General features: G+C 41.1%; 13 protein-coding genes. 7 read left to right on the top strand and 6 right to left on the bottom strand.

Annotated elements, in window-relative coordinates:
• The first annotated feature begins 134 nt into the window (after positions 1-134).
• The 4 genes from C9J41_RS04115 to glpD all read left to right on the top strand — a co-directional run bounded on the left by C9J41_RS04115 (position 135) and on the right by glpD (position 5,235).
• On the top strand, positions 135-992 hold the full coding sequence (locus C9J41_RS04115; protein WP_107245958.1) for an MIP/aquaporin family protein: 858 nt from the start codon (positions 135-137) through the stop codon (positions 990-992).
• 49 nt (positions 993-1,041) lie between these two features.
• The gene (glpK, locus tag C9J41_RS04110) at positions 1,042-2,559 is read left to right on the top strand and encodes a glycerol kinase GlpK (protein WP_107206243.1); all 1,518 of its coding nucleotides are present in this window, start codon (positions 1,042-1,044) and stop codon (positions 2,557-2,559) included.
• A 173-nt stretch (positions 2,560-2,732) separates the two neighbouring features.
• A complete protein-coding gene (locus tag C9J41_RS04105) occupies positions 2,733-3,515 on the top strand; it encodes a DeoR/GlpR family transcriptional regulator (RefSeq protein WP_107206242.1) in 783 nt (260 codons plus the stop codon).
• A gap of 175 nt (positions 3,516-3,690) precedes the next feature.
• Positions 3,691-5,235 (top strand): glycerol-3-phosphate dehydrogenase, encoded by a 1,545-nt coding sequence (gene glpD / locus C9J41_RS04100; protein ID WP_107294251.1) that lies wholly within the window; start codon positions 3,691-3,693, stop codon positions 5,233-5,235.
• An 80-nt stretch (positions 5,236-5,315) separates the two neighbouring features.
• Here glpD and helD read toward each other — a convergent pair whose 3' ends face one another.
• Positions 5,316-7,397 (bottom strand): DNA helicase IV, encoded by a 2,082-nt coding sequence (gene helD, locus C9J41_RS04095; RefSeq protein WP_107287127.1) that lies wholly within the window; start codon positions 7,395-7,397, stop codon positions 5,316-5,318.
• A 470-nt stretch (positions 7,398-7,867) separates the two neighbouring features.
• Here helD and yccS point away from each other — a divergent pair, with 470 nt between their 5' ends.
• Positions 7,868-10,051, top strand: coding sequence for a YccS family putative transporter (gene yccS, locus C9J41_RS04090; protein ID WP_107245955.1), 2,184 nt, complete (start codon positions 7,868-7,870; stop codon positions 10,049-10,051).
• Between the two features lie 311 nt (positions 10,052-10,362).
• Here the strand turns inward: yccS and torC are convergent, their stop codons facing one another.
• On the bottom strand, positions 10,363-11,541 hold the full coding sequence (gene torC, locus C9J41_RS04085; protein ID WP_107245953.1) for a pentaheme c-type cytochrome TorC: 1,179 nt from the start codon (positions 11,539-11,541) through the stop codon (positions 10,363-10,365).
• A gap of 575 nt (positions 11,542-12,116) precedes the next feature.
• Here torC and C9J41_RS04080 point away from each other — a divergent pair.
• Positions 12,117-14,759 carry a molybdopterin-dependent oxidoreductase gene (locus C9J41_RS04080; protein ID WP_107290524.1) on the top strand — a complete coding sequence of 881 codons (2,643 nt, stop codon included), beginning with the start codon at positions 12,117-12,119 and terminating at the stop codon, positions 14,757-14,759.
• 110 nt (positions 14,760-14,869) lie between these two features.
• On the opposite strand, the gene C9J41_RS04075 is transcribed toward C9J41_RS04080, so the two are convergent.
• The 4 genes from C9J41_RS04075 to C9J41_RS04055 all read right to left on the bottom strand — a co-directional run bounded on the left by C9J41_RS04075 (position 14,870) and on the right by C9J41_RS04055 (position 21,998).
• A complete protein-coding gene (locus C9J41_RS04075) occupies positions 14,870-17,947 on the bottom strand; it encodes an efflux RND transporter permease subunit (protein WP_107294250.1) in 3,078 nt (1,025 codons plus the stop codon).
• The gene (locus C9J41_RS04070; protein WP_233220382.1) at positions 17,944-19,044 is read right to left on the bottom strand and encodes an efflux RND transporter periplasmic adaptor subunit; all 1,101 of its coding nucleotides are present in this window, start codon (positions 19,042-19,044) and stop codon (positions 17,944-17,946) included. The genes C9J41_RS04075 and C9J41_RS04070 overlap by 4 nt, the downstream gene beginning before the upstream one ends.
• 236 nt (positions 19,045-19,280) lie before the next feature.
• Entirely contained in the window at positions 19,281-19,703 is a 423-nt protein-coding gene (locus C9J41_RS04060; RefSeq protein ID WP_107294247.1) for a GNAT family N-acetyltransferase, read from the bottom strand.
• A 21-nt stretch (positions 19,704-19,724) separates the two neighbouring features.
• Positions 19,725-21,998, bottom strand: a complete 2,274-nt coding sequence (locus tag C9J41_RS04055) for a peptidase U32 family protein (RefSeq protein WP_107294246.1) — start codon at positions 21,996-21,998, stop codon at positions 19,725-19,727.
• A 260-nt stretch (positions 21,999-22,258) separates the two neighbouring features.
• Here C9J41_RS04055 and C9J41_RS04050 point away from each other — a divergent pair, with 260 nt between their 5' ends.
• Complete coding sequence (locus C9J41_RS04050) at positions 22,259-22,453, top strand: hypothetical protein (protein WP_107206230.1); 195 nt, start codon at positions 22,259-22,261, stop codon at positions 22,451-22,453.
• The last annotated feature ends 41 nt before the right edge of the window (positions 22,454-22,494 follow it).

Here is a 22,494-nt window from a genome sequence, read left to right as displayed (position 1 = left end):
AATACATTTTATTTTCATTTAATGCTCGAACGCTCACTTTTAATGTTTCTTTGTTTTCGAAATGTCGAATATTGTAGAAGATATGCCGTGCTCCCAGACAATAACATTCGATGTGAATAATAAGGATAATTAAAATGACAATAACGAAAGCCCCCTCACTACTCGGCGAATGTATCGCTGAATTTATCGGTACAGGCTTGTTAATCTTTTTTGGTGTCGGCTGTGTCGCCGCTTTAGTATTAACAGGCGCTGACTTTGGTCAATGGGAAGTCAGTATTATCTGGGGATTAGGTGTCACTATAGCCATATATTGTACTGCAGGCGTGTCTGGCGCTCACATTAACCCAGCCGTTACTATTGCTCTTGCTGCATTTCACGGTTTTGATAAAAAGAAAGTCGCACCTTACATTATTAGTCAACTTCTTGGTGCTTTCTGCTCTGCTGCGCTTATCTATGCCCTATATAGCAACCTCTTTACCCAATATGAAATTACCCATCAATTTGTACGAAGCAGTAATGAAGCATTGGCAACCGCAGGGATCTTCTCGACTTACCCACATGCCAGTCTGTCATTTTTCGGCGCATTTGCTGTCGAGTTTGTGATCACAGCAGTATTGATGTTCGCCATCTTAGCCCTTGGTGATGAAAATAATGGCGCATCCCGTGGTGCTTTAAATCCATTACTTATCGGAATTTTAATTGCCGTAATTGGTAGCTCTTTAGGTCCATTAACAGGTTTTGCTATGAATCCAGCGCGTGATTTTGGCCCTAAGTTGTTCGCCTATTTCGCCGGTTGGGATAAAGCACTGACAGGTGGCCTTGATATTCCTTACTTTATTGTGCCGATTTTAGCTCCCATTGCTGGCGCCTGTTTTGGTGGCTGGTTATACCCTAAAGTTGTTGCAGCGCATCTGCCTCAACAAGGACAAGGTTGTACAATTCCAAATCAATGTGACAAAAACACAGAAGAAGAAGCTCGCACGCAAGCTTAACCTCTACTACCTAGTATAATTATAATAGTTTGAAACAAAGGACAAAAACATGAACGATCCAAAATACATCGTAGCGTTAGACCAAGGCACAACAAGCTCTCGTGCAGTTATTCTTGACCACGATGCCAATATCGTAAGTGTCGCACAAAGAGAATTTACCCAAATTTATCCTCAAGCGGGTTGGGTTGAACATGATCCACTAGAGATCTATGCCACCCAAAGTTCAACCTTAGTCGAAGTATTAGGCCAGTCAGGTATTCGTAGCGATCAAATTGCAGCGATCGGTATTACAAACCAACGTGAAACTACTATTGTTTGGAATAAAGAAACAGGTAAGCCAGTTTATAACGCCATTGTATGGCAGTGTCGTCGTACCGCAGAGATCTGTGAAGAATTAAAGCAACGTGGATTAGAAGAATATGTACGCGAGAATACAGGTCTTGTTCTTGACCCTTATTTCTCTGGTACCAAAGTAAAATGGATTTTAGATAATGTTGATGGCGCGCGAGAAGATGCTGAGGCTGGTAAATTACTGTTTGGTACTGTTGATACTTGGCTAGTATGGAAAATGACTCAAGGCCGCGTTCACGTAACAGATTACACCAACGCCTCTCGTACCATGTTATTTAATATCAATACCCTTGAGTGGGATCAAAAGCTGCTCGATGAGTTAGGTATTCCTGCCTCTATGATGCCAGAAGTAAAACGCTCATCGGAAGTCTACGGTAAAACCAATATTGGTGGTAAAGGCGGCACACGTATTCCAATTGCGGGTATTGCCGGTGATCAACAAGCCGCTCTCTACGGTCAGATGTGTGTTGAGCCAGGGCAAGCTAAAAACACCTACGGAACGGGCTGTTTCTTGTTAATGAATACAGGACAAGAAAAAGTATCATCAACTCATGGTCTACTCACTACATTAGCCTGTGGCCCATCAGGTGAAGCATCCTACGCACTTGAAGGTGCTGTATTTATGGGGGGCGCATCGATTCAATGGCTACGTGATGAAATGAAACTATTAGCTGATGCCAAAGATTCCGAGTACTTTGCCACTAAGGTTGATACTTCAAACGGTGTTTATGTCGTACCGGCCTTTACGGGGTTAGGTGCGCCATATTGGGATGCTTACGCACGCGGCACAATTGTTGGCTTAACCCGAGGTGTGAACTCAAACCATATTATTCGTGCGACGCTTGAAAGTATTGCTTATCAAACCCGTGATGTTATTGACGCCATGAAAGCGGATTCAGGTATTCAGCTTGCCACATTGAAAGTTGACGGTGGCGCCGTTGCCAATAACTTCTTAATGCAATTCCAGTCTGATGTATTAGATACCGAAGTTCAGCGCCCAGAAGTCACCGAAGTCACTGCATTAGGTGCCGCTTATCTTGCAGGCTTAGCTGTCGGATTCTGGAGTAATATTGATGAGCTTAAAGATAAAGCCGTAATTAACCGCACTTTCAGTCCCCACGCTTGTGATGATAAGCGTGAGCGACGCTATAAAGGTTGGAAACGCGCAGTTAAATGCGCGCAAACATGGGCAGAAATGCATGATTGCGAAGATTAATTATTCATAAAACGAATAAAAGAGAAAAAGAGCGTTCTTTGTAACGCTCTTTTTTATTTGAATACAGATAAGAGAATTGAATCACTTCTATGGAAAGGAAAATTAAAGCACAATAGATAACATTATATTTAAATGTATATCTGGCAATGCCAAGTAAGACAGGGAATTTTTTAGTGAAACAAATACCAAGACACCAAGAAATTATAGAGTTGGTGAAAAAACAAGGCTATGTCAGTACAGAAGAGTTAGTCGAACGTTTTAACGTCAGCCCTCAAACGATTCGCCGCGATCTGAACGAACTCGCCGACGCTAATAAAATTCGTCGCTATCACGGTGGAGCTACGACGCCACTTAGCTCTGAAAATACCTCTTACATTACCCGTAAATCACTTAATTTTAGCGAGAAAGACTTAATCGCTGCAAGTCTTGTTAAACATATCCCTGATGGTGCATCGCTGTTTATTGATATCGGCACTACACCTGAAGCTGTCGCACGTGCGCTGTGTGTCCAACACAAACAACTACGTGTTGTAACCAACAACTTAAATGCTGCCACGATTTTGTTATCAAACCCAGAAATTAAAGTGATTCTCGCCGGCGGTGAAGTTCGTGATCATGATGGCGGTATCATTGGAGAAGCCACGCTCGATTTCATCCAACAATTTCGCTTAGATTTCGGCATCTTAGGGATCAGTGGTATCGATAATGACGGCTCGTTACTTGATTTTGATTATCATGAAGTGCGCGTAAAGCAAGCCATTATTGAAAATAGCCGCCGAGTATTTCTTGCTGTGGATCACTCTAAATTTGGACGTAATGCGATGGTCAAACTGGGCTGTATTTCGCAAGTGGATGCACTCTTTACCGATCAGCAACCACCTGAAAATATTCTTTCAATTATTAATGAACATCAATTACAAATTGAGGTGGTTTCAGAGCATGACCATAATGAGTAAAACATGCTAACAATCGCAAAACTCATTCAATATAAAAGCGCATTTTTTTATACAAATCACATAAACGAGCAAAAACGAACAACAAACGAAAACAATAAATGATCACAAACGAAACTTAAGTTATGCTTACATTATGCTCTCTTATGTTCGTTTGCTCATTTTTTAAGGTCGTTTTATGGATATCACTAAATACAATAGCGCAACCCCTCTTCTCGATATCATCGTCATCGGTGGCGGTATTAATGGTGCTGGTATTGCAGCAGATGCGGCTGGTCGAGGCTTAAATGTTGCTTTATACGAAGCAAATGATTTTGCCTCTGCCACATCATCTGCAAGTTCAAAGCTCATCCATGGTGGTCTACGCTACCTTGAACATTATGAATTTCGCCTTGTTTCCGAAGCACTCGCTGAACGTGAGGTGCTCTTAAAAAAAGCGCCTCATGTTGCCGAGCCGATGCGATTCCGCCTTCCTCACCGTCCTTTTTTACGCCCAGCTTGGATGATCCGCAGTGGTCTATTTCTTTATGATAATTTAGGCAAACGAACCACCTTACCTGCGAGTAAAAAAATTAATCTGGCACAATCTGGTTTACTTAAACCAGAAATGAAAGTGGGGTTTGAGTACTCTGATTGCTGGGTTGATGACGCGCGTTTAGTGCTATTAAACATTATGGCTATTGAAGAAAATGGTGGCGAAGTAGCCAACTACTGCAAAGTTGAAAGCGCGGTACGAGAAGGGGATATTTGGCGCGTTACCATGGTTGATCAACGTACAGGTGAGCGCTTTGAGCGACGAACCAAAGCGCTTGTTAATGCGGCAGGACCTTGGGTTAAACAATTTTTTGATAACGGTTTAGAAACGCCATCGCCTCGTAACATTCGTTTGATCAAAGGCTCTCATATTGTCGTGCCAAAAATTCATAATGAAGAGCAAGCCTATATTCTTCAGAACAAAGATAACCGAATTGTTTTTGTTATTCCCTACCTTGATGACTTTTCAATCATTGGCACCACAGATCTGGAATACAAAGGCGATCCTCGTCATGTCGCGATTGATGAGACTGAGATCGACTACCTAATTGATATTGTAAATCAACACTTTGTTGATCAACTCAACCGAGAAGATGTGGTGTGGACGTTTAGCGGCGTTCGTCCACTGTGTGATGATGAATCAAATTCACCACAAGCAATCACACGTGATTACACACTAGAACTTGAGCAAGAACTCGACCAAGCACCTTTGCTTTCAATTTTTGGTGGCAAATTGACGACCTACCGAAAGCTGTCAGAATCGGCGATGAAACACCTAGAACCTTTCTTCCCGCAAATGGGCAAATCATGGACAGCCAATCAAGCCCTACCTGGTGGAAATTTTAGCTGTTCACGAAAACAACTCGCAGAAAGCTTACAAAGCCGTTACCCATGGCTAAGTGATAAACAAGCACTACGTTATGTAAAACAATTTGGAAGTTACTGCTATAAGATGTTGGCAGATGTAGCTTGTATTGACGATATGGGCATTCAATTTGCTGATGGTGTGTACCAAAAAGAAATTGATTATGTTATCGCACATGAACATGTAAAAACGGTCGAAGACTTCTTATGGCGCCGAACTAAATTGGGGTTATACCTAACCGATGAGCAGCAATTACAGGTCAAAGAGTACATCGATGCCAATGCTCCATCAAACAACATCGTTAGTTTCCATAAAGTCGGCTAATAATGATAAAAGCCACAACTTACTTTTACAGAAATAAAAAAACCGACCTTTAATAGGTCGGTTTTTTAACAATCACATCATTACTTAATGCGTTTAATCTTATTATTTACAGGGTACTTATCTTCGATTAACTCATTGATAAAAGAAGATGTATTATGTGAACCAGCACATACCCATACATGTTTACGCGCACGTGTTAACGCCACATAGAACAAACGGCGTTCTTCAGCATCAGTATAGTTTTCAGTACGTGGTTGCATCACAGCAGCTAAACCTGTTTCACGATCTGGAGACGGGAAAATACCTTTGTTAACATCAACTATAAAGACATAATCAGCTTCACGCCCTTTACTCGCGTGGCATGTCATGTATTTCAAGTTAAGTTGTGGCCACTGTGCTTTCCAGTCTTCAAACTTTGCTGGTTTCTGCTTATTGTTACGACCCAAGATCATCACGCTCGTTTCTTTATTATCATAAAGTTTGGCTAAACGGGTTAAATCTTGCAGCATTAAATCACTATCAAGCAAAGTAACCGCTTTCTTATTTTGTTTCGTAAAGCTGGTCAACTGCTTTTTAATTTGGCTTGGGTTTTGTTGAATAAATAAGTTTGCCACTTCACCAATCATGCTATTAAAGCGATACGTTGTTGATAGCTCAGTGATATGAGATGAACCAAAACGCCCTTCAAAGTCAGTCGTTAGGTTAACATCAGCCCCCGCAAAGCGGTAAATAGCCTGCCAATCATCCCCAACGGCAAACAAGGTTGGTGTCGACTTACCTTCTACTTTCTGGCCGCATAATGCTTCAATTAGCGCTAAACGTTGTGGCGAAATATCTTGGTACTCATCCACCATAATAAAGCGCCAAGGTGACACAAACTTACCTTCTTTAACATATTGAGTTGCCACATCAATCATACTGTTAAAGTCGATTTGTTTCTTTGATTTTAAGTACTGCTGATAAGCTTGATAGCAAGGCCACAATAACTCTAATTCGCTCTTCATGCGCGGGCGCATCGCTGGGTTATTGTTATTTTGAATTTCTTCTATTAGCGCTTCTTTCGACAATGTCGATTGACCTAATAATTCAATATGGCGCCAAACCCAAGCTTGCAATTGCTCATTTTCAGCCTGCTGTTCCATCGTGTTTTCTTTGCTAAAACCCGGAACTCGCCATTGCGTAAGGTGACGTTGCCATTTGCTCGCTGACGCTGATTTATTCCATTGTTCAATCAACATACGGGCAATCCATGCTGAACGAACACGTGCATCAATAGCGACACCTGCTACATTAGGCTTTTCTTTTTCTACTTCTGCGATGATTTGCGAACCTAAGCTATGGAAGGTAGCAACTTTCACGCGATCGCTGACTTTCTCCCCCATACGCTCCGACATTTCTTCTGCCGCTTTTCGGCCAAATGCCAGCATCAAAATATCTTCAGGTACGGCTTGCTGACTCGCAATTAAGTAGCCTGCACGAGCCACCAAAACACTGGTTTTACCCGTACCTGCACCGGCAAGTACTAAGTTATGATCTTGGTTGATTAACGCCGCTTCTCGTTGAGAGTCATTTAATGGTGAACGCTCAAAACTATCAAACCATGATCCCCATTTTTCAGATTGCTGCTTAATCCAAGTCTTATTGTGTTCTTCAACCCAATCTTGATGTTCTTCTAGCCAAGGCGAAATTTTTTCAAAGCTACGAGGACGGAATGATGCCGCTAACTCTGGTGTTAAATCTGTATCAGCAAGCGATTGATGAAGGAAAGTATGTAACGATTCATGCTCAGAGCCACGTAAATAGCCCGGCTGTGATGAAAATTTGCCAATACGCTGTAAGATTTCAGGTAAAACAGCGTCTAATTTATCAACGCGATTTCTTGCCCAATCTTGATACGTGCGGATAAGAAAAGCGGCAAACGGCTTACATTCGCTCCAAGGCAAACCATGAATAGTCCAGCAATATTGCTGATCAGAAGAGGTTAGCTCTAACGCTCCCCATAACACACCACGATGTATTTCAATTGAGCCATCCCAATCGTCAAACGAGATCACTTCTGAGCCAACTTGGCTATCTAAAACCAATGCATTGTCATCTAAAGCGATACTGTAATAATCACCCTGCACTAACCATTGTGCTAACCAACTGGCACTTAATTGCATTATCTCACCAACTTTTCCATATTCTTATATGGGCGTAATATTGAACATAGCCGCGTAAAAAAACGTGCAGCTAAAATAGAAAAGGTCCAATCACCCTATGATCGGATGTCTACCCAAGTTTCTTGGGTTTATATCGCTATAGAGTACCAATAACTCCTGTTATGCCATAGCGTTCTAAGATTTATTTACTTATTAATTCCACTAGCAGAACAAACAAATGTATTTTTGGATTCAGCTTCAATAGTAAAGTTCAACCAATGAACAAAACTTGCTCGTTTTTATCAAACGAACGTTCTTTCATGAGATGTCGATGCAGTATCTATCACCAAATTCTGTTATCGTTAAGCCGATTTCTAAGCTACATAACCCAATAATTTAAGTCTTTATAGAACTTCCATTGGATCAAATTTACGGCAAGGTTATTCTAGCCGTTCGCTGTAATTATTTATCAGAAGATTGTTAATATCTATATGCAAACTAACAAGTTACATCTAAATTTTCGCCGTTACTGGGTGAACGATAGAATAAACTACTCAATTCGTGTTCTCATTGCGTTAGTTGGCGTCGTACTCCCTTGCTGGTATTACAATTCAAATAGCGAGGTGACACCGTTAGTACTAGGGGTTATTGCTGCTGCGCTAGCTGAAACTGATGACAATTTTCTCGGTAGAATTAAAGCGCTTTCGCTCACTTTACTTTGTTTTTTAATTGCATCTGTTTCGATTGAAGTCCTATTCCCTTATCCTCTCTTTTTTGCATTAGGACTGTTCACGTCAACATTTTGTTTCATCATGTTAGGTGCAATGGGATCACGCTACGCAAGTATTGCATTTGCTTCATTATTGCTGGCGGTTTACACCATGCTAGGTGCTGATCATAGTGTCGATTTATGGTCCCAGCCGATGTTGTTACTAGGGGGTGCATTTTGGTATGGCTGTTTATCCTTAGCATGGCACATCCTTTGGCCTAACCAACCCGTACAACGCAGCCTTGCTAATGTGTTTAGCGAGTTTGCCGATTATTTAGATCATAAAAGCCAACTCTTTGAACCTGTTGCCGACTTAGTGCCGCAACCTCTTCGATTAAAAGCTGCAAGCCAAAACGCACGAGTCGTTAACGCGCTAAATTCAGCAAAAGCCACCCTGTTACATCGAGCAAGACGCGGACAACCCAACACGACAGGCGATAGATTCTTAACGATTTATTTTATGGCACAAGATATTCATGAACGTGCCAGTTCTTCACATTATCGTTACCAAGATTTAGCAGCCAACTTTAACCGTAGTGATGTGCTATTTCGTTTCCAACGTTTATTACGTTCTCAAGCCGTTGCTTGCCGTGATATTTCAACTGCATTAGCAATGGGGAAATCGTACACCCACGATGAAAAAAGCATGAAAGCCTTAAATGAACTGCAAGATTCATTACAGTACCTTCATAGCCAAAATAAACCAGAATGGAACATGTTGTTAATCCAACTCGATTTCCTATTCAACAACCTCGCCACGGTTGAACGTCAGTTAATGAACATCAATAACCCTGATGCAAGCTATAACGAAGACAGTGACGAAATTCAGTTATCAGATAACGAAGCGCATGGCTTTAAAGAATTAGGTAAACGTATCAGCGCCCAGTTCAATACCGACTCCATACTTTTTCGTCATGCGATACGTATGGCCATAGCCTTAACAGTGGGCTACGGCTGTATTCAAGCACTCGATCTGCAACGGGGTTATTGGATATTACTGACCACCCTTTTTGTCTGTCAGCCAAACTACAGTGCGACTCGCCAAAAACTACGCCAACGTGTTATTGGCACTTTGGCAGGTATCTTCGCAGGTATTCCGCTGCTTTATTTATTCCCAGGACAAGAAGGTCAACTGGTATTGATGGTTGCTGCAGGCGTGCTTTTCTTTGCCTTTAGAATGGTGAAATACGGCTGGGCAACGGCATTTATTACCTTACTCGTCTTATTCTGTTTTAACCAATTAGGTGAAGGGTATGCTGTTATTCTGCCGCGTTTAGGCGATACCTTAATTGGCTGTTTATTAGCCGTTTTAGCCGTTACCTTTATTTTGCCAGATTGGGAATCTAAGCGATTACACAAATCGATGTCAGGCGCTATCAATGCCAATAAAGATTACTTAGCACAAATTATTGGTCAGTACCGAATCGGTAAAAAAGACAGTTTAAGCTACCGTATTGCCCGTCGTGACGCTCACAATACTGATGCCCATTTAAATACGGCGATCAGTAATATGTTAGCAGAGCCTGAGCGTTACCAAATTGATGCTAATGAAAGTTTCCGATTCTTAACCTTAAACCATGCCATGCTCAGTTATATCTCGGCATTAGGTGCACACCGAACACAGCTCGATGACGATAAAACCCATCAGTTAGTGTCTGAAGCGCACCGTATTATTCATGCTCACTTAGAATGTTTAGCGGCACAACTGACAGGTAACACATGTCAAAAGGCACCCGCATTAGATCTCGATTTGGATCAGCGTTTAGGACAATGGCGTGATGAAGACTGCACCTCTGTACGTATGGTGTTACAGCAACTTCACTTGATCCACCGTATGCTCCCTGAAATGCACAAACTGGCGGAGCAGCTAGCACCTAAAGAGAAAAAACAAGAAGTGCCTGCGTAGTATTTAATATTGTGAAAAACACAAAAAGGACTGAGTGGAAACATTCAGTCCTTTTTTAATGTTTACTATTTATTCAACTCTCAAGCCAGCGTTAACGTTTGTACACATGCTTAATAAGAAGCCCTATAGGCACTAAATTCAATTTAGTGTTGTTGAGGAAACAAAAGGCTTAACACTAAAAATAAAAGTATTGTCTCAAGAGACAAGGTCAACAGAGAAAATAATCAATATATTAAAAAAGGGAACCTGATTTCTCAGGTTCCCTTTCGGTGTTGCGTTACCGCAAGCTATCTATTTTTTAGCAAGTGATCTTACTCAGTTGCTTGCTCTGCCGCTGATTCTGCTGGTGCATCTTTAGCGTGAGCTTGTAGATATTTAAGTAATACACGCTCTTCGTTCTTATCAAGTGTGTAGTACTGTTGCATTGCTTTTAGGCCATCAACCCATGCGTTTGCAGTTAGGTGTTTTGGTTCTGGCGTTGCGTGACACTGGTTACAGCTTGCATCTAGGATTTCTTTACCGTAACCCCAAATAGGCTTGATGCTTGCAAGCATATCACGTTGTGTCATCCACGCTTCAACTTGTACTTGCTGCCATACTTGACCATCAGTCGCTGTTTGTGTGTTCAACACTTTCTGTGTTTTTTGTAGTTCAGGATCAATAGACGCGGTTTGGATTTGTTTCGCCATATCTTGAACTAACATACCAGTTGTTGAACCTTTGATTTCCCAACCGGTTAGTTCAACTTTTAGCATGTCACCGCTTTGGCCAACAACTTTCACTTCTGATGCTGGGTACAATTGACCTTGTGCATCATCAGAAGCTGCATCTTTCACAAACAACTGCTTAGATGTTAGAGAGTAAAGTGTTGTCGCTTCAGGCGCTTTCGCTGCATTAATGCTTAATTGCTTAAACGTTGCTTGGAAATCGTTGTTGATATGTGGCAACTGGTGAGCAATACCTTTGTGACACTCGATACAGTTCATATCTTTCGCTGCAGCGCCTGTCATTGCAGCCGCTGCTGCTGGTGATTGCTTAGCATGATCCATCGCAGTGTAAGAGTGACAGCTCTTACACGTCGCTGAATTGGTCTCTTTCATCATCTTCCAAACATTCTGTGCCATGCGTAGACGATTTTCTTCGAATTTCTTCGGTGTATCGATATCTTTACTAATGAACTCACTATAGATATCACCAATACCGCCCAATTTCGCCTTCATGAAAGCAATTGGGTTATTTTCAGGAATATGACAATCACGACACTGTGCACGAACACCATAAGCGTTCTTAAAGTGAATGCTTGTTTTATATTCGTTGTAGTTTTCCTTCATCGAGTGACAAGCAGTACAAAACTCGTTAGTAGAAGTGAATTCAATCGATTTGTGGAAAGTAAATACGCCTGCAAGTGTAATTAATACACAAACAACAGCAATTGCTAAAACGGAATAGCGACTGCTTGGCTTTATAAGAAAGTGCCAGAGCTTCTTCATTGATGTTCCAAAATGAATTAAACGTCAAAATGACGTTAAAAGAAAATGTTACGTACAAAAATAGCAGTCGAATATGAATACGGCAATGCGAGTTATTAATAAAAAATAAATTTTTATTAATATAATTCATTACGTTGATTTTGTGATTGATTATTAACCTAAATTATTTAGAGATCTAAATGTTTTTTATCTGTCAATAGTCTTTTACTATTTGTAACACAATCAAGAATTATTGAAACAAAATCACATTTATCTATTAATAATCAACTAATTGTCAGGTTAATGCTTGTCACAATTATTATTATACCATCTTAACAAGGTCGCTATTGATAATGATTTTCAATTAACCTTTGCTTAATGCGCTAAATATTCTAGGATTTATATCGACCATTAAACATATTAAACTTAGGTGATCTTTTTTGAAAACTTACTTTCCATTTGGCCCTATAATATATTTCTCATTTCCGTGTAGCCTATCAAGAATTATTAAAAAAATAGGCATCAATACCGAATAAATATTGGGCGCATATTTTGCCTTAATTTTTTATAACTCGGACTGTCTTCGGAATATAATCATGACCCTATCACGTCGAAACTTTTTAAAAGGTTCGGTAGCAACCGCAATTGCTGCCAACGGACTCACACTTTTTCCTGCAGGCAAGGTATTTGCGGCTGACACGCAAGTTATTCCATCTGCATCTCACTATGGTCCTTTTAAAGCGGTTGTTAAAGAAGGTAAGTTAATTGGCGTTCAACCACTGAACGACGTTGACCCATTCCCAACAGAAATGTTGACTAAAGGTGTGTTAAGCCGTACTTATTCTGACACACGTATTAAATACCCTATGGTGCGTAAGTCTCTGCTTGAAGATCCATTAGGCAATCACAATCCGCATTTACGTGGTAAAGAACCGTTTGTTCGTGTTGATTGGGACACGGCAATTGCCCTAGCGGCTTTCTGTATTGCGCGTACAATCGAAAATCACGGTAATGAAGCGGTATTCAGTTCTTCTTACGGTGGTTGGTCTCACAGTGGCCTTAACCGTCCACAAACCCTACAAGGTCGTTTCTTTAACCTTATTGGCGGTCAAAGTATCTGTGCGGGTGACTACTCAGCTGGTGCATCTGAAGTTATTCTTCCTCACGTTATTGGTGATATGGAAGTGTACTCACCACAAACCGCGTGGAAAATCATAGAAGATAATACAGAAGCTGTTCTATTCATTGGTTGTGATCCTTGGAAAACAAACCGTGTTGAATTCCGTGTTGCAGACCACTCAATGCAAAAGCACTGGGAAGCGTTTAAAGAGAAAGGCATTAAGTTTATCTCTATTAACCCTCAGAAAACCCAAACGGACAAAGCTCTTGACAGTGAAATGATCAATATCCGTCCTAATACGGATACGGCGCTATTTACTGCGATGTCTTACCACCTATGTAAAACAGGTAAGAACGATCAAGCTTATTTAGATAAGTACACTGTAGGTTTTGATAAATACCTTGATTACCTAATGGGTAAAGAAGACGGTGTTGAGAAAACACCAGAGTGGGCAGAAAAGATCACTGGTCTTCCTGCCGCTAAAATCGTTGAAATTGCAGAGCTTTGTGTAACTAAACGTACTCAAATCGCAGCGGGTTGGGCACTACAACGTGCTGATCACGGTGAAATGATCCACTGGTCTATCATCAACTTTGCAGCGATTGCAGGTAAGATTGGTAAGCCGGGTGAAGGGACAGGCTTTAGCTGGCACTATGGTAACGGTGGTATGCCAACGTCTGGTAAGCGTATGCCTATCGGTCTATCTCAAGGTCGTAACCCAATCACTAAAACATGTCCGGTTGTTATGATTTCAGATATGTTGAAAAACCCAGGTAAAGCCTACACCCGTGATGGCGCGAACCTAACGTTACCAAAAGCGAAATTGATCTATAACGCAGGTAACAACCTTCTTTCGCACCAGCAAGATACTAATGAGTTAATCCAAGCGCTTAACGAGAATATTGACACCATTATATGTCAAGACCCTTGGTGGTGTGCAACGGCGAAATACTCAGATATCGTGCTCCCAACAACAACAACACTTGAGCGTGACGACATCACTTCTGGTGGTACTTACAGCAACAACAAAATTTATGCGATGCGTAAAGTGGTTGAGCCTGTAGGTGAAAGCCTAGACGATTACGAAATCTTCTCTCGTCTTGCCTTCATGTTTAACGTACATAAAGAGTTTACTGACGGTAAAACCATGTACCAACACATTAGAGCCTCTTACGAAGCTTCTGATGCGACAGATGACTTCAAAACATTCTGGCAAAACGGCATTACTCACCTATCAACACCTGCTGATGCTAACAGCTTTGTTCGTCATGGTGATTTCTACGCCGATCCTGAGAAAAACCCACTTCATACGCCAAGTGGTAAGATCGAACTTTACAGTGAAACACTTGCGAAGTTTAAAGCCTTTGAGTGTCCACCCATGCCACAATGGATGCCCCCATTTGAATGGTTAGGTAATGCGAAGAAAGATCAGGTTCACGTACTAAGCCCACACCCATGGATGCGTCTACACTCACAAATGGCTAACGCTGATGTGAATAGCTACGAGTCTGTTGATGGTCGTCAGATTGTGCTTATCAACAAAGATGATGCGGCAGCACGTGGCGTGAAAGATGGCGATGTGATTGAAGTGTACAACGACCGTGGTGCGCTACTTGCGGGTGCACGCATTACTGATGAAGCAATGCCAGGTGTTATTTACATTCACGAAGGTGCATGGCTACAGCTTGATGAGAAAGGCCGTTGTAACTCCGGCTCTATCAACATGCTAACCAGCAGTAAAACAAGTAGTGGTTTAGCACAGGCAACCAGTGCTAATACCTGTTTGGCTTACTTCAAGAAATGTACTGATGTACTAACACCAAACAAAGCGTATGAGCCACCGCAAATTGTTAAGTCTAAATTCCAAGTGGATATTTGGTCACTACAATTAGGTAAGCGCTTAAAAGCGGTTGCAGCAGAGCAAGGTCCACAGCAATCACCGGGTGAGAAACTGTTCTACGGTAGCTGTACTCTATGTCACGCAGCACCACACCCAAGTGACTTCACTTACAAGCAGTGGAAAGGTATTACAACAAGTATGTTCCCACGCGCAGGTCTAAACGATAAAGACCGTAAGCTTGTACTGGATTTCTTAAAAGAGAATGCAAAAAAAGAGTGATTGAACCCATTCACTTTAAACGCTGAAATATTTTCGGTGACAAGATAATAAAAACAAAACGCAGCCAACTTGGCTGCGTTTTTCTTTATCTCTAACGCACCACTGATGCGTTAAGATTCGTGAGCGTTAATGTTCTTTTTGCGCTTTAATTTTTGCACCATCAAATACACACTTGGCACGACAAATAATGGATCAACAATACCTAGTGCCATACCAGCGATAATAATGATCCCCAGTGAGCCCATCGCATTAGCTCCCGGCCCTGATTCCCACAATAATGGTAACGAGCCTAATATCATTGTCAGTGAAGTCATTAATATTGGACGCAAACGGGTTTTGGTCGCTTTGAGGATCGCTTCTCGCGGTGCTAACCCTTCGGCTTGTAATTCATTAGCAAACTCAGTGATTAAGATACCGTGTTTACAAATCAAACCTATCAGTGTCACTAAGCCTATTTGTGAATACACATTTAAGGTGAAATCACTAAAATACAACGCCCATAGCGCCACTGATAATGTAATGGGGAGTGATAGCATGACCACTAACGCATCGACGACACTCTCAAATTGCGCACTCAATACCATATAGATGAAGATTAATGCAGCGATAAATACAAACAGCATTTGTTGGTTTGCATCAAGGTACTGTTTGGCTTCGTCCACATAGGTGTAATTAGCATTCGTGGGTAAAATATCTGGCAGCATACGGTTTAAGGCAGCAATGCCCTCACCCATGCTGACACCATCAGCCAATCGAATAGCCAGTGAGGCAGAGGTCGCCCTGTCATATTGCTCAAGTGAGCGTGGCCCTACTTCATTCTCTATACTAATCAACGCAGACATCGGCACTAATTGCCCTTTCTTATTAGCAATCATCAGCTGTTTTAATGAATCAGGCGTCAGAGTAAACAAGGATTCCAACTGTACATGAAGCGGATAATTGGTTCCTTGATAGCTCATATCATTACTGAAACTCTTACCACTCATTGCCAACTTGAGGATTTGCTGAATATTGCGGAGCGGCACATCATATTGTGAAGCTAATACGCGATTAATATTAATCTTAAATTGGTTCTGATCGAATTTAAGATTACTACGCGCATTAGAAAATAACGGTGACTGTTGGATTTTATAAGTCACTTCGGTCAGCTCTTTTGCCAGCACTTGCTCATCAACACTACTACTGACATTGATATCGATACCGCCACTGTTACCACGACGACCACCACCTGTTTCAATTGCAGGAATAACGCCGGTATAAACACGGTTGCCACCTGCTTTTAATCGCGCATTGATCATTTCACTGATTTTCTGTGCTGATAAATCACGTTCTTGCCACGGTTTTAAGGTCACAAAACCACGAATAAAATCAGTACTAGCAAGAATCGCAACATGCGCAATATCAGGAATATGCTTAAGCTGCGTATTCATGTTATCGATCATTTTTTGCTGACTGGTGTCGTCGCTACTTCCCACCAAGGGCTGAAATAAAAATATTTGCCCTGAATCCTCATCTGGTAGCATTTCTGATGGCGTTTGGGTAAATGGCCAATAGCTACTAGCCAAAACAACGACCATCACTAATAAGGTCGTTTTTCGCCAATCAATGGTGACTGATAGCATTCGATGATAAGCATTAGATAAGCGATCTAATTGTTTATTCACTCCATTTTCAAAACGCCCTGCAGGTTTATGATTCATCATTTTGCTGCACATCATGGGTGATAATGTCAGCGCTACAATACCAGAAATAATCACCGTTCCCGCTAAAGTAAAAGCGAACTGCTGGAACAATTGTCCAGTAATCCCATCGACTAAACCTACCGGTATATAAACCGCAGCCAGAGTTAAGGTTGTAGCAATAATCGCGAAACCGATTTGGCGACACGCAATGACTGTTGCCTTAAATACGGAATCATGGAAACGTAATTGACGGTGGACATTTTCGACCACTACGATAGCGTCGTCCACCACCAGCCCTACCGCCAATAGCATCGCAAGGAGTGTCAAAGAGTTAATGCTAAAACCTGCCAATTTAAGAATGATGAACGAACAGGATAAACAGACAGGAATAGTCACAATTGGAATCAAGGCAATACGCAAATTACCAAGGAATAACCAGATAACACCCGCAACCAGTATTACCGCTAGACCGATCGCAATATACACATCTTCTAGTGCGGTAATAATAAAGGTCGATTTATCCAGCAAGACTTTCGCTTGCATGCCGCTTGGTAAGGTCATTGAATCTAACAAGCCGTGAACTTGTTCAGAGAGTACCAGTGGGTTTGCCGTTGCGGTGTACTGAGGATTTAACACAAACAACATGGCATTTTTCTTCGAGAAATCCACCAGCGGTTTCACTTCACGTTGGCTACTTGGCGTACCAATCGTGATATCTGCCACTTGATCTAATCGAATAGGTTGCTGCTGATAAGTCGCAATAATGGTCTTTTTAATATCATCAAGACTTGAAATCGCCCCAGTTGAGACCAACTGATACTGGCTTTCTGTACCGGATGTTTTTCCGCTGATCGCTGTAATGCTGTTTACGTCAGTGATTTTGTTAATCACATTATTCAGCGTCAAACCATAGTAATACACTTTATCGGGATTTAGGGTGATCAACACTGATTGACTAGAGCTTGGCGCTACACTTACCGCGCCTGCGGCAGGTAATTGTTCTAATTGAGGTAATAGCGTATCAATACCATACTGATGAAATTCATATTCCGCTTGATGAGGGCCCGGTGTTAAACCAATCAACATCGCAGGCATTCCCTGATCGTCTGATTTGGTCACTTTCGGCGAAATATCATCAGGTAACTTGTTTTCAATATTACCAATATCATTATGAATTTCACTGACTAAGGTATCGATTTCACTGTCATCAACACTCGATGCGACATCGATAATGATATTGCCTCGCCCTTGACGTGCAGTCGCTGATAAATGGCTGATTCCCTCTGTACCAGCAATAGCATTTTGAATCGGGATCAACACTTCAGTCATCATATTTTGTGCCGCTAACGCACTATCATGGACGGTAACTTGAATTTTGGATTGGCTGATTTGTGGGGTATAGCGCCAAGGCAATTTTTGACAAAAAATCAGACCAATGAATACAGGGATCAACCACAAGACAGTACATAACACCGGACGGCGTAAACACAGCTCCGTTAATTTCATTTTTTACCTGCCGTTACTGACTGTAATGATGATTGTGTCGTTGTCTGTTGCGCGGACGTGACTTCCACTTTTTGGTCAGTTCGTAGGTAGTTTTGTCCATTAATCACTAATTGATCTCCTACCGCTAACCCAGACAGAATCTGTACATAACCGTCGTAGTACTGACCGACTTTAACATCGCGTAATCTGGCTTTATTGTTCACAACAATAAATACCTGTGCGCCTTGAATATTGGTGATAAGTGATGAGGTGGGAATCGTAACTTGCTGAAGTAATTGTCGTGTTTGCTGAACAACTTTCACGTTTTGCCCTGGTGAAAACTGTTTCGCGTCTGGTAACTGCGCTTTTAAAGTCACAAGGCCCATTGCAATATTAGGCGACACGTAACTTACCGTGCCGTGAGCATATTTAGAAGGTGTAAGCTCTGAATAAACCGTCACGGTTTGATCAAGACGGTAATCTTGTTTTTGTGCTGCTGGCAGTTGATATTCAATCGACAATTGATCTGGGGTGTACAAGGTTGCAAGGGTATTACCCACAGTTACCACGTCGCCAACATGAAAATCAGTTTGACTGATCACACCATCAAATGGCGCTTTGATTGCCAACTCTGTAAGTTGAGATTCATCTTGCTCTAGTTGCGCTAAGGCCTGTTTATAATCACTTTCGCTGTCATCATAAGCACTTCGCGCAACGACACCTTTGTTCACTAACTCTTTTTGTCGTAGCCATGTTTGTTTAGTGGCGTTAAGTTGTGCCTGATCTCGTGCAACTTTTGCTTTAGCCGACGAAGGATCAAACTGCACTAATAGCTGGCCTTTCTTAACTGCTTCCCCAGCCTTGAAGTAGATAGCGGTTATTTGACTCGTCTCTAAACTTTTTAGCGCAACCGAATTATGGCTTTTCACTACCCCATAGCCCATGACCTGCTCCGTCAACGTGCGAGCTGTTACGGGCTGGGTCTCTACTTGAACGACCTTCGATGAATGCTGTTTATGAGGAGAAGAGTCGGACAGGATCTCTTGGTTACAACCCATAAGCATAATACTTACAGCAGCGAAGACTATAACTGGAATGTATTTATGTTTCATCATCATCTACTTATCTGGAAATTAAACAATATAAGCAAGGCGCTTATCTTAATTGCCAGCACCTCTAAACATACCTATAAAGAATTATATATTAACAAGGATATTTGTGAGGGTAAGTCAGAGCTATGTTGCTTTACAGTTATTTACATTCAGCTGAATGATAATATAAAAAACAAAAACAAAGGGTGGCGATAAATCGCAACCCTTTATATTTATTTGATCATCACTATATCTATTTATGGCTAAGAAAATAGCATTTCCATTGACTGATGAGGAATATTGGCTTCCATAAATTCATCACCGTATGGAGTGAAACCCAGTTTACGGTAAAAATCGACAGCATGGGTTTGCGCGCCTAAGTCTACTCGGGGATAACCTTGCTGTTTAGCATAGTTCACTAAAGCTTGGACGACTTTGACACCTAAGCCTTGCCCACGTGCAGCCTTCATGATAGCAATACGACCGATATGACCATCAGCAAGAATGCGCCCCGTGCCTAATGGCTGTTCACCATCGACCACAAGTACATGCACCGCTTGTGTATCTAAGCCATCAAACTCAATTTCAGGATCAATTTGTTGCTCTTTAATAAACACCTGCTCACGTACTAAGCGAATACTCTCTTTATTCGCATCATCAAAAGCAACAATTTTTACATCTACCATGAAATATCCTATTTATCTGAATCACAGACCTTTTTTATATTGCTGAGAAATAGTGCCAATAATGGTTTGCTCTAATGTTGCTCTCGCATTGATATCACCATGAATATACGCATTAAACAAAGAGACTAACATTGCTTTATCAGCATTTACTTCCGTTTCCGTTTTAATATCACGGAGATCGATCATAAAGCGAGTAAACTTATCAGGAAAATCTGTAACCGCCTGTAAATTCATATAGTTTTGCTGGCTATATAGCGCATTATGCGCGCCTCTTTGTTTATCCAATACAAACGAGGCGTCTTTTAAACTCAAGATAGACGCTGACTTATCACACTTACGTAGGCACTTATTATCAAAATGCTTTTTCTTACAACCTACGGTTTGATGGAATAAACACTGGCGGCTCATTAACATCATTAATGGATGATAAATACTGTAATGTAATTCAAAGTTTTCAGGGCATACCATTGGGTTAATTTGCTTACGATTGATCTCGTTAGAAACGAATGCCCCCTTCGCATTAAATTCATCAGCAATGCACTGTAGGCTAAATGAGTTAGTTAAGTTCAAGTAAGGCCCTGCAATCCAATCAATACCCTGCTGATAAGCCACATGCGCAATACCACTGTTATTCGTCACAATACAATTAGGTTTCACACGCTCAATAAACGCCACTGCCGCTTGGTAATTTTCACCAATTAAAATTGCTGGGAACCATGGCACAAGATGAGAATGCGCTTCAAATAATGCTACCGTTTTTTCCAATTCCATCGCTAAACCTTCAGGAATGGTGTAATACAGCACGGCATTATTATCTTGATTTAATACCACATCACTTGGATCAGAAATTAGTATCGCCAGCTCTGGCGTGATCCCTGTTGGTTTACGGTGATTGATACTATTACGTGGCTTTGGCGTATCAATCGGCGCTACTAACGCTTTTTCACCATTTAACTGATAACCAATTTGTTCTTTTAATTGTGCTAATTCCGTAAAAGGAACTGACGTATTTTCGGCTAATCCTGAAATATCAACATGGGTGATCTGATACTCACCTTCATTAGCCAAACTTTGAAAACGTTTTTCTAATAACTCATGAGTTAATACGTGTTTTTGTGCACGAATAAGTGCTGACTCTGATTGTAACTCTATCGTTTGATCAGGCGTTGTCACTATTACCGTTAAACATTGACCCTCTTTACCGCTAAAAATCATGGTCATGGGTAGCGAGCTAACATCCATGGCTTTCGTGACATCTTCAACGGTATTAATAATCGCTGTTTTGTCATCGTACAATTTCTGTTTTACGCCATTTACTGCATCAATTGTGGTTGCTTGATAGACCTGAGTAAAATGACTCACAGAGTTATCACGAGGGTTATCAATAAACATGCTCTTATTGATATCACCTTGGAGATACGAGTTAGAAAAATCGCGGTTAAAGACCGTAAACAGTGACGTTGTATCAGTTAGTAACGGCTTTTGCTCACAGTAACGATCGATTTGCTGACGCCATTGATCGACCACGGTATACACGTAGTGTGATTTTTTAATTCGCCCTTCCACTTTCAGTGAATATACCCCAGCATCAGCCAACTCAACCATATTCGAAAAAGCTGAGTTATCTTTCATATTTAATGGGAAATCTTTACCAGCGGCAGTGGTTTGGTATTGATCACGGCATGGTTGACTACAACGCCCACGGTTACCCGAGTTACCATTTTTCACTGAGCTGATGTAACACAAACCAGAGAAACCGATACAGTAAGAACCATGAACAAACACCTCCATAAGGACATCATGTTGATGTCCAAATTGAGCCAGATGCTTAATTTCACGAATGTTCAATTCACGAGATAAGTTAACACGGCTTGCTTGAAGCTGTTTTAAAAACAGAATTTGACCATCGTTATGGGTATTGATTTGAGTTGAAGCATGGACATCTAAAGTTGGAAAATATTCTTTAATGATGTGGAACAAGCCTAAATCTTGCAAAATCACACCATCAACCTTGGTGTTCACCAACTTATTCAATAAGCGAATAACCGCAGGAATTTCACTATCTAATACGACGATATTTAAGGTAAGAAAAATCTTACAATTGTTCTGATGTGCTAAACGAATAATGCCACTTAATACATCAAAGGTAAGGTTAGTGGCTCGATTTCGAGCGTTGAAGCTATCTAAACCACAATAAATTGCATCAGCGCCAGCAGCAATGGCAGCTTTAATAGATTCGATATCGCCACCGGGTGCCAATAACTCAAAATTCTTAGTTTTCGCAACATTGCTCATCAACAATTGTACCTTGTATAACCGCATTAAATGTGAGGACGGCTATTTTACGCGCAAGCTTTCAATAAAGTCCAATAGTGAGAGTTAAATCACACAATGGATTGAGAGGATATTGAAATCACAACTAATCGAAATGTACAGATAAGCAATTTCTGATTACAGTTATTCCAACCCCAGACCAATATCGCTATTATGAATAAAATTTGGCAACTTAGCCCTTCTGCTATCGCTCTATCGAGCTATAACTAGGATAAAAAATAATGACAAATGCAAACCCAGTAGAACTAACAGATGCGCAAAAAGAAGCGATTGAAGCAATGGTAACTGATCGTATTAATGCCATGAATAACGATAAAGTCTTGTGTGATGCGATTGATGCAAAAGTACATGAAATGGAAGAACACCTAAAAGAATATTTTCATAAGCGTTTTCATTTTCACAGCAATAAAGCATAAAACGTCTATTTGTTATTGAATTTCAAAAAGGATCACTCGTT

Source organism: Photobacterium sp. GB-50, assembly GCF_003026755.1.
Classification (GTDB): domain Bacteria; phylum Pseudomonadota; class Gammaproteobacteria; order Enterobacterales; family Vibrionaceae; genus Photobacterium.
This window is presented reverse-complemented; position numbering and strand designations above follow the sequence as displayed.